The organism is Flavobacterium sp., assembly GCF_049590715.1.
In the GTDB taxonomy this organism is placed as follows: Bacteria; Bacteroidota; Bacteroidia; order Flavobacteriales; family Flavobacteriaceae; genus Flavobacterium.
In genome coordinates, this window is sequence record NZ_JBAWDL010000057.1 from 1 (window position 1) to 10,331 (window position 10,331).

At 34.0% G+C, this 10,331-nt stretch carries 5 protein-coding genes and 1 pseudogene; 3 read left to right on the plus strand and 3 right to left on the minus strand.

The annotated features are described in order from the left end of the window. Together WBQ70_RS02840 and WBQ70_RS02845 are read left to right on the plus strand one after the other, a co-directional pair. Positions 1-970, plus strand: a 970-nt coding sequence (locus WBQ70_RS02840; protein ID WP_423910279.1) for an alpha-1,3-galactosidase-related protein, incomplete at its 5' end; no start/stop codon positions are given. 89 nt (positions 971-1,059) lie between these two features. Further along, the gene (locus WBQ70_RS02845) at positions 1,060-3,243 is read left to right on the plus strand and encodes a glycoside hydrolase family 2 protein (protein WP_423910281.1); all 2,184 of its coding nucleotides are present in this window, start codon (positions 1,060-1,062) and stop codon (positions 3,241-3,243) included. A gap of 953 nt (positions 3,244-4,196) precedes the next feature. On the opposite strand, the gene WBQ70_RS02850 is transcribed toward WBQ70_RS02845, so the two are convergent. From WBQ70_RS02850 to WBQ70_RS02860, 3 genes and pseudogenes are all read right to left on the minus strand, one after another. After that, positions 4,197-5,795, minus strand: coding sequence for a sulfatase family protein (locus WBQ70_RS02850; RefSeq protein WP_423910284.1), 1,599 nt, complete (start codon positions 5,793-5,795; stop codon positions 4,197-4,199). Positions 5,796-5,854: 59 nt separating this feature from the next. Next, positions 5,855-8,812 (minus strand): glycosyl hydrolase 115 family protein, encoded by a 2,958-nt coding sequence (locus WBQ70_RS02855; protein ID WP_423910286.1) that lies wholly within the window; start codon positions 8,810-8,812, stop codon positions 5,855-5,857. Between the two features lie 210 nt (positions 8,813-9,022). Continuing rightward, positions 9,023-9,345 (minus strand): annotated as a pseudogene (locus WBQ70_RS02860) (DUF4372 domain-containing protein). Positions 9,346-9,645: 300 nt separating this feature from the next. On the opposite strand from WBQ70_RS02860, the gene WBQ70_RS02865 reads away from it, so the two are divergent. Further along, the coding region (locus WBQ70_RS02865) for a hypothetical protein (protein ID WP_423910289.1) at positions 9,646-10,331 on the plus strand (686 nt) is incomplete at its 3' end.

Here is a 10,331-nt window from a genome sequence, read left to right on the forward strand (position 1 = left end):
TATTTCAAAATGCGGCATATATGTTCGTCCAGGTTCAGATAGAGTAGTTTCTACCATTGCTGATGCAACGCATTTTTGCAATTGTAAAGGTGATGTATTAATCGAAAACTGTAAATTTCAACACATGTTAGATGACGGAACAAACGTTCATGGTACTTATGTCGAAATCAATAAAATCGTGGATACCAAAACCGTGATAGTAGAGTTAAAACACTTTGAACAATTAGGATTTGAATTCGCTGGTAAAGGAGACGAAATGTGGTTTATTCAACAACCAAGTCCAGAAAGAGCTTCGGTAAATACAGTGGCAGAAGTCAATGTCATCAACGACCGCTTTATCGAAATTAAATTTGAAAACAATTTACCAGCCAATCTAAAATTAGGCGATAATCTAGAAAATAAAACTTGGAATCCCGTTTTTACCATGCGTGGTTGTACGATTAATGATCACCGAGCTCGTAACGTGATTATCAAAACACCTTTGAAAATTGTAATCGAAAACAATAATTTCTCCTCTATGATGTCAGCCATTCAATTGCGTGGCGATAATTATTATTGGTTTGAGTCGGGTGCGGTAAATGATGTTGTGATTCGCAACAACAAGTTTGTACACGTTGCCTATAGTGGTGCTGAATCAGCGGTTTTATTTGTAACACCAAGACTAGGAAAAACTTTTGACGAAACAGCAATTTTTGATAGAAACATTCGCTTTGAAAACAATACGATAGAAACTTTTGGAAACCGAATCATATGGGCGGATAGAGTGGAAGGCTTGACGATTTCAGGAAACACCATCACCAAAACAAAGGAGTCACCTGAGTTGTATCCTGATGCGCCATTATTTGATTTAATCAATTGTCAAAATGTCGAAATCTCTAAAAACAACTATACCGGTAATGCGAAGAAAATTATAGAAGCTGATGCAAAATCAAAAGCAACATTAAAGGTAAAAGGGAACAAAGGGTTTTAATACTAGTACTAAAAAACATTCAATAGGCTTAATTCATTTTAAGCCTTTTTTTGTGTATTTTGAGATTTTTATAAATAAAATGATTGACTATGAGATTTAACAATAGACAGATAATATTTTTGTTGTTGATGCTTGCTACCAACGTAGCAATACAAGCACAAGAAAAATTCCCTCGAGTTATTAAAACCATTAACTCGGATTGGTTTTTTATTCAAAAAGATAGTGTTACTACTAAAAAAGGAATGGATGCTAACGATGGTTGGCAATCTATTTCGATACCGCATAATTGGGGATATGAAGAAGCTCAGAAAGGCAACAACAATTTCTACAAAGGAATTGGTTGGTACGCTAAAGAAATCACTATAAATCCTAAAAAAGGCAAACGCTACTTTCTAAAGTTTGAAGCGGCTAGTAGTGTTGCCAATGTTTATATTAATGACAAGTATCTGGGAGAACATCGAGGCTCGTTTAGTGCTTTTAGTTTTGAAATAACCAAGTATCTTTCTAAAGACAATAAGAATATTATTAGCGTAAAAGTCAGCAATAAAACAGCAGATGATATTGCACCCACTTCTGGAGATTTTAATATTTATGGAGGTTTGTATCGCTCCGTTCAATTGATAGAAACAGCCGATGTATGTTTTGATGTAACAGATTATGCCTCACCAGGTGTAAAATGGTTGCAAACAAAAGTAACTGCAGAAAAGGCAGTAATTGATATAAAAACCTTAATTTCTAATGGAACTAATGAGGGTATTCCCTTTTCTTTTTATCCAAAAGAATTGAATCAAGTCATTCCAGAAGGACTTTATACGCTAAAAGCAAAATTGATAGACGCTAATGGGAATATCGTGACTACTGTTCAAAAAGATATAAATAGTACCGCTCATTTAACAATTCCTTTTAGTTTAAAAATGACTATTGAAAACCCTCATTTATGGCAAGGAGTTGTAGACCCTTATTTGTATTCGGCCGTGATCGAATTGTACCAAAAAGATAATTTAATAGACCGTGTGGATCAAAAAATCGGTTTACGTTCCTTTTACATAGATCCAGATAAAGGTTTTTTCTTGAACAATAAACCCTATAAAATAAATGGTGTTGCCAAACATCAAGACAGACAAGATAAAGGATGGGCAGTAACCAATGCCGATTTAGACCAAGATGTTGCTTTAATTAGAGAAATGGGAGCCAATGCTTTGCGTTGTGCTCATTACCAACATTCGGATTATTTAATGGATTTGTGCGATAAAACAGGACTATTGGTTTGGGCCGAGCTTCCTCAAGTGGCCACCATTAGAGAAAATCCTGAGTTTATTGCCACTACGAGAAATCAATTACTAGATTTGATACGTCAAAATATAAACCATTCCTCCATTTTTACTTGGAGTTTGTTTAATGAACTTCGTGTAGAAAAATACGATCCACATAAGAGTTTGATGGATTTACAAATTTTAGCCAAGGGAGAAGATCCTACACGCCCAACAATTGCAGCAACTAGTCATGGTCAAGCCCCTGAAATGCTTAAAATTCCAGATTTATTGGGATGGAATCGCTATCCGGGTTGGTATGATCCTTATGCTGATTTAAAGAACGATACGATTTGGGATAAGTACCAACCTACTAGTAATGATGGGGGTATTTGTGTTAGTGAATATGGCGCAGGTGCCAATATCGAACATCATGAGCAAAATCCAAGCCAACCCTTGCCTGCTGGTTTTTGGCATCCCGAAGAATGGCAGTCTATAGCGCATGAAGCGGCACTACAATCCTTCAATAAGAAACCTTATATTTGGGGAACATTTGTATGGAATATGTTTGATTTTTCAGCGGCACGAAGAAGAGAAGGAGGGAAGGAAGGTATGAATGATAAGGGGTTAGTTACTTTTGATCGAAAGATAAAAAAAGACGCCTTTTACTTTTATAAAGCCAATTGGTCTCAAGAAGCTGTTTTGTACCTAACGAGTAAAAGACATCTAGTTCGTGACCAAGAAATAACACCAATAAAAGCCTATTCGAATTTGGGTACAGAAATACATTTGAGTGTAAATGGTAAAAATTTAGGTTCGTTACTTCCTGATGATTATAAAATTATTGAATGGAAAAATGTTAAACTCAAAAAAGGAAAAAATAAGATTGTGATTTCTACCATTTTCAATAAAAAGACTATCAAAGACGAAGTTGTTTGGGATTATAATCCTAATTTTAAGTCCTTAAAGCCAGATGAAACGAAAAAAGAACGCAAAAGTGGCGATGGAGGTATGGGACAATAAAATGCTTCACTAAGAGTATTGAGACTATAAAGGAAATAAAATTAAAAGTAATGGGTAAAAGAGTTAAAATCGCAATCGTTTTTTTATTTCTTTTTGGAATAGTTTGTTATTCACAGAAGAAAAAGATTGATGATGAGAATTTAGAGTGTCCCAAAAAGTGTGTAAAAGTTGTTATTACTATTTTGTTATCTTTTTTAAATCTATAACTTCTCTAAAAGCAGTTATAGGGAATTTATATGATTTATGTTCTTTCTTCATAGATACTGCGCCCATTAAAAACAGTACTGATTCAGGACTTGGCATTGTACCTCTTATTTTTAAACTCTTTTTATAATCACGATTTATAAACTTTCTATCAGTTAGTAGAATATATCGTTAGGCCACTTTGAGATGGCTGGAAGTTCGTAACCGCTCAATTTTCGGCTTAACGAAAACTTGATGCGAAACGATAATTCCACTAAACTCCAGCTCGCTCAAATGGCGGTTATAGCCAGTTTTTCTTATTTAGCAATCCCTTAAAATTAAATTAACAATTAGTTTGTTAATTTAATTTTAAGGGATGACTACTTACGTGGAATTCTTGTTCGTATATGGGCGTTAGGATGAGCATTACTTCATTGGACTAAGCGATCGACAAAAGTAGGAATACCAAGTGACCTTGTTCTACCTCCCTCTTTAGGTTTCTCAGCTCTTCGAACAACTTGGGTTTTGTATTTACCCTTTTCTAGATTTGATTAATGACTCTTTATTTTCTATAACCATTCTAATAAATTCTCAGTGGACAACATGTTTATTCCTGAACTCCCTTTGTTGTTTTTGACTCTTTTATAAGTCTTATTCATATTGGAAGGAAAGGATTAGCTCCATTAGTTTCCCCTGACCTAAATGTATTTCCGTAACATTGTTTTCAGTTATCCTAATAAAGGTTTGTTAGTACTAGTATCCTTTTTGTCTTATTGATTACCTTCAGATGATGGAATAGGATATTTACGAATATTCATATACCTTTTGTATGTATCAAAAATATCTGGATTAGGGCCGACAATACGTGGATCATTTGTGCGTTTAAGCTCATTGAGAAGAATTTGCTTTAAATTATGTTCTATTGATGAAAGCTCTTGTTTTTTGGTTAAATTGTTCAAACAAAATGGATCCTTCACAACATCGTACAACTCAAACTCAGGACGTTTATCCGTTGAGAGATGGAAAAATTCACTTCCTACTTTAGTCTTATGGTTTTCGATAATATTCGACTTCGTTGGAGACGGCCCAATATCAGCAAAAACACCATCATAAGCAAATTTTCCATTTTCATCCAATCCATATAATGGAGTTAATTTGGTTGACTCGTTTTTATACATAATTGGAGCACCCGCAGGATATCTTTCTGGTTTCATATTCCAAATAAAAAGGTAATCTCCTTTTCGAACACAACGTTGGGGATAACCTAGATTGTTATATCTAGCAGATGTGTGACGTTCTCTTCCTGAAAAAACAGCCTTTTCTTGATCTGATTTGCCAGAAGTGAATAATTTCCATATACTTTTACCTGTTATAGGCATCATTTGTTTGGGTTTTGTTCCCGTAATCTCTAAAAAGGTTGGGGCAATATCAATAAAACTAATGGGTGTCTTACAAATTTGATTTCCTTTAATTTGTTTTGGAAACCTAATAGCAAAGGGAACATGTACTCCATATTCGTAACAATTTGCTTTTGCTCGAGGAAAGTCCATACCGTTATCAGAAGTTACAATTATAATTGTGTTTTCTAATTCTCCTATTTCTTCTAGATACTTAATCATCCGTTGCAAGTGAAGGTCAAACCATTCAATTTCTACAGCATAATCTAAAAGATCTCCGCGGACTTCATCAGTATCTGGCAAAAATTCTGGAACAACGACATCTTCAAGTCTTTTACCATTCTTTTTCCAGGAACCCTTTTCAAACATACGGTGTGGCTCTCGTGCACCGAACCAATAAAAGAAAGGTTTATCTCCTCTATGATTTTTCAAAAAGTCTTTAAAATTGGAGGCATAGTCTTCCATATCTTCTCCCGTAGCAGTTCGTTCATCACTTTGGTCATCGTACTTTACTGAATCAAAAAGAGGTCCTGCTGCATCACCCACTCTCCAAAGCGAATCGCTTTCATTCCTTGCATAACGAAACGGAGCTACACCTTTCCCCGACCTTCCAATAGCATAACCATTAGATTGGAGTTCATCCACAAAAGGTACATATTTTTTTAGCCACGAAGATGCATGTTGACCGGATTGTTCGTTTTGCCAAGGATAGCGACCTGTTACAATACTACTTCTCGATGGTGCACATCCAGGCGACCCCGCATAACAATTAGAAAAATAGATACCTTCTTTAGCAATTCTATCAAATCCTGGAGTATTAATATATGTAGAACCACTAAATCCTGTATGTATGTGCGACTGATCATCACTAATTACAAATAAAATATTGGGGCGTTTTTTCGGTACTGATACATTCGTGCATGATAGCAGTGGTAGTACTAATAAAAATGCGCTGTATACTGAAATTCTCATGTTTTTAATGTTTTTTATTAATTATATGCCGACTAGATACCGATTTATTTTAGTATTATCTATTTTTTGTTAGAGTTATAACTTTCTGGAGGTCCAAAATAGCTGTGTTCATAATTACCAATTACAATACGATCAATTGCAACCGACGGATCAACCATATATATTTTTAACGTATGATAGCCAGGATTTGGCACATCTATTACGGTATTTACTATTTCAATTCGTGTTCTTGCAGATTTGTTAGCAGGCATCCCTTTGGGATTTCCTATTATAGTGGGTTTGTTATTGTCCAAACTAATCGCCAATCTCGTACCAATGTTAAGGTTCCAAGTGGGGATTCGATATACATCTAATGGTCGTTTACCAGCTTTTTCAAAATATATTTTATATTCTAAATATGGAGATTTTGAATCAATTTCCGTTGTTATACTCTCAGCAGTAGAAGGTAAAAGACTGACAGAGCTGCCTGACCTCCCTAAGAACGGAATGTTCTTCCATTCGCAACCACTATTCGCATGCTTTGCATAAAAGTTTTCTGCTTCTATTGCAATATACCCATGCGCCTCAACATATCCATCAATGTCTTCTCGCTTGGGTGTTTCAGGATTACTAATGGTGAGAGTTACGGTTTTACTTTCATAGCCAGCATTGAAATTTATAGATTTAGTATAGACTCCTTTTGGAGCAGTACTCCAGTCAATATCCACCCATATTCTTTCATCAGCAAATGCCACACCAGATGTTTTACTTAATTTAATCCAATTTTCATCGGCTTTAGCCTTCCATGCTAATTTACCTCCACCAGTATTTACTATATCAATAAATCTTTTATTTTGCGTGTATCCTGAAAAGTCAAGATTCTCATCTTTTTCAGTAATAATCATCAATTTTGGCTCTGAATATTGAGACCAAAAATTATTGGGATTAACAGTATCTTCTATCTTTGGTATCTTTATATCATCATACCATGGATTCATAATGTAATTCCACTTACCGTTAGACATCGTTTTATTGTAGAATTCGGTTTCATTCTTTACATCAGCAAAAGCTTTTTTACTTAATTTGCTCATTTCTGGAATAGATCTTACGCGTCCCTGTCTTTGATATTCATAACTTCTGTCTTCATAAATCATAGCTTTTGTATACAACCCAGCTGCTTTTACTTTGTACAGTACCAGTTGATAAAAAGCATCCTTTTGTTCTACAGGCAATACTTTGTATATTTTTTCGGCACGATTAATTAAAGACTCGTAAGCTTGTATTCTTTTCATTGCTTCATCTCCATACAATGAGTGACTAAAATGTGAACCATGAGAAAATTCTGGTCTTTGTGCTTCTGCAAGTTGATAATAGCTACATAAAATATCTGCAATTTCCTTACCATATTCGGGTTCAAATTCACGCTCTGCAAAATTGCGATAAAAATCGGATATATTATTTTCATTCCATTTGTCAGCATCATAGGCCATACTTAAGAAAAATTCCATATTAACTTCAGCTGGTTTTATATCGCCAACGTTAACAATCCACATCCGTTTCATATTTCTTTGATAAGCTTTATTCATCTCAGACCATATTAGACCAGGAGAAGTAGAATCAAGCCATAAAAATGAACCTATACCATTCCAAACAGAGAGATGATAATATACGCCGCCGCCGCCACTTCGTTTTTGCTCTTCAGGAGTAAGTACTTGTCGTAGATAGCCATGGTTATCATCAGGCCATAATAAACAAACATCTTCTGGCACATTTAAACCTTCATTATAGATGTCAAGTACTTCCTTATAAGGACAAAACACTTGTAATACATCCTTATTATGTAGTATATTAACACGTTTATTTATGATATCTCTTTGATCATCTATTACTGAGGAAAGTAATTTAACCTTGTTTTCATTTTTTATATTACTCATTGGTTCATCATCCAAACCACGTATACCTAAAGTCCAGGTGTTTTCATATTTTCCAAGTTTTATGGCGTTTTCATCAAAATAACGATGAACTCCTTCTTTATTGACAGTATAGTCATATGGACCACGTTTTTGTTCATCGTAAACATCAATTCCTCGATCTACCCCTGGACTTTCAACAATAACACTCCTCATCATTGGTTCGCAGTGTGATGTCCCCATTATAATACCATACTCGTCGGCTAAACGAGGATTGTCTTGATAGGTGTTAAAATCAGTTGTGCAACGATGCATTCCTGGCCATAAATAATTTGCTTTTAAGCGGAGCAATAGTTCAAATATTGTCTTATGAGCTTCAGGTCCTAAAAATTTCTTTTCTCCAAACGTATTATAAGACCATTTTACGAGATTGAATTCATCATTAATAAAAATACCCCGATACTGAACAGAAGGAGGGCCTTGCTTGTAGATACCTTGCCTTATAGCAATGGTGCTCTTTTTTTTAGGTGGAACATCTGCCCAATAATACCAAGGAGAGACTCCAATTTTTTCTGATACATCATAAATGCCATAAATAGTTCCACGCTTGTCGCTGCCAGCAATTACTAACCCTTTTTCTACCCCAGGGACAGGATTATTTACAACTTGAATAACAAATGACTCCCATTGACCTTTGATGCCTGATACGTCTATTTTGTCATCAAGAATAAGCTTATCAATGATAGAGGATTTACCTATGGTTCCTATAATTATAGTATGTTTTGATAGCGCACTAATATCGGTTTTAAGATTTGGTGTCGTTCCCGTTACCCGATTAACATCTTTCTGTAGATCATGGGCGGCTCTGATAACGCCAACATACTCTTCTTTTGTACCCTTTACAACAATGTCTGCGGCCAAACCTTTGGAAAATAATTTAAAATCGCCAGCGCCAACCTCAGTTTTTATATATTGTTTATTCCTGGGTTGATCGGTTTGAATTCCAAATACTGTTTGAACAGATAATAGAAAAACAGTAACAGGGGATAGAAACCCAATGCCCCATTTTCTTTTTAATTTAGAACTAATTATTTGTTCAAATCTTCCAAAAAATTTAATTTCAATCATTTTTTTACTTTTCTCTATATTAATGTTTTTTCTGTATTCTATCATTAGACAATGAATAATAAAAATACCCCATAATAATATTTTATTTTTATCAATATTGAAAATATGTTAACATATGCAAGATCGAAATAAATATAGTATCAATTCTTTAAGATTTTAGCTAAATATGGTAAAATATTAGCATTTAATCGTTATTGTTTTTTTCTTGAATTAGTAAAGAAATAAAGCGAGGTTATCACAAAACGAACAAATCATCCATTCACGTTTTTCGTTGGCTCTTGACAAAGTAGTATGGCTCACATATTTTTTGATACCTAAGTAATACAACTTGTTATTATGAGCTTTAAGACACAAACAAATATCATGTAAGGAGTTGAGATTAGTTAGTTGTCCAAAAAATAACTGAATATATTGATTCCAACAATTTAGTTCGCGAACCCGATAATTGCCGTTTACTTTTTAACAATTTTTTCAAACTCATATCTATTCACAAAATCTAATAATTGAGAAAAAACATATTTACCTGAATTCATAATTTTACACTTTAAAATGTAAAATCATAAAACTTTCAAATCAAATCAAAAAATTAAAGAACGTCTATATACTTATACAATTCAATACATTACAAGTAAAAACAAAAAATTAACGCACCAGCACTAGATTCGATTATTAAATTATCTGCATTTTTGGCATTTATAAATTAGCATTAATATCGAAGGAAAATATCATTAAAAGTGGGTATTGTACTATCTTTAAAATTGCTTTATGTTTGTGTTTTATTTCACCAACCAAATTCAAATATGAAAAAATTAAATTAATCCCTACTAGTAACCATGACGGTTATTATTTTTTCTTCCTGTTCTTCTAGTGATAAAGATGCAGATGTCGTTTTCAGCTCCATAACGACAAATAAAAATGATGTTTTTATCGAAGAGCCTATTATTGTTTCCCCTGAAGGAACTGGTTTTACAGAAACAAATTTGACCACTACAAATTCTAAAGTAACAATCAAAAGAGTAACCAATACAGCCTTTGAGGTTTCAAGTACTGAAGCTACCGCGTGTAAATTGTACGCAGAATTAAAAAACGGTTCTAATACCCAATTTAAGTACGTAGATCTCTATTTTTATCAACACGGAATTTTAAATTTTAAGACTACCGAAGGAATTACAGTAAATACAGATACTTCCGATAAAATTTTAAGACTTCTAGGGGAACCAGAAATTAAAACTGAATTGGCAGGAACTACTCCTGCAGAGAAATGGGAATACCCTTCCAAAGGATTTAGTTTTATAGTTATAAAAAGTTCCAAATTAGTAACTGTTTCATACGTTTATAGTTCTAACTTCTATGCTTTATTAAACGATGGAGTAACTAAAGTAACCTACACTAAATATCCTTATGAAATAGGAAACGGATGGACACTTGACAACGTACTTTACACTATGACAAATGTTATAAACAAACTTGGCACAGATTATATAAAAGCAAGTAGTACCACCACCACGTTGAGGAACTA

Excerpts from the sequence above, each read along its gene's own strand:
- WBQ70_RS02850 (WP_423910284.1), bottom strand. The coding sequence starts at position 5,795 with ATGAGAATTTCAGTATACAGCGCATTTTTATTAGTACTACCACTGCTA.
- WBQ70_RS02855 (WP_423910286.1), bottom strand. The coding sequence starts at position 8,812 with ATGATTGAAATTAAATTTTTTGGAAGATTTGAACAAATAATTAGTTCT.
- WBQ70_RS02845 (WP_423910281.1), top strand. The coding sequence starts at position 1,060 with ATGAGATTTAACAATAGACAGATAATATTTTTGTTGTTGATGCTTGCT.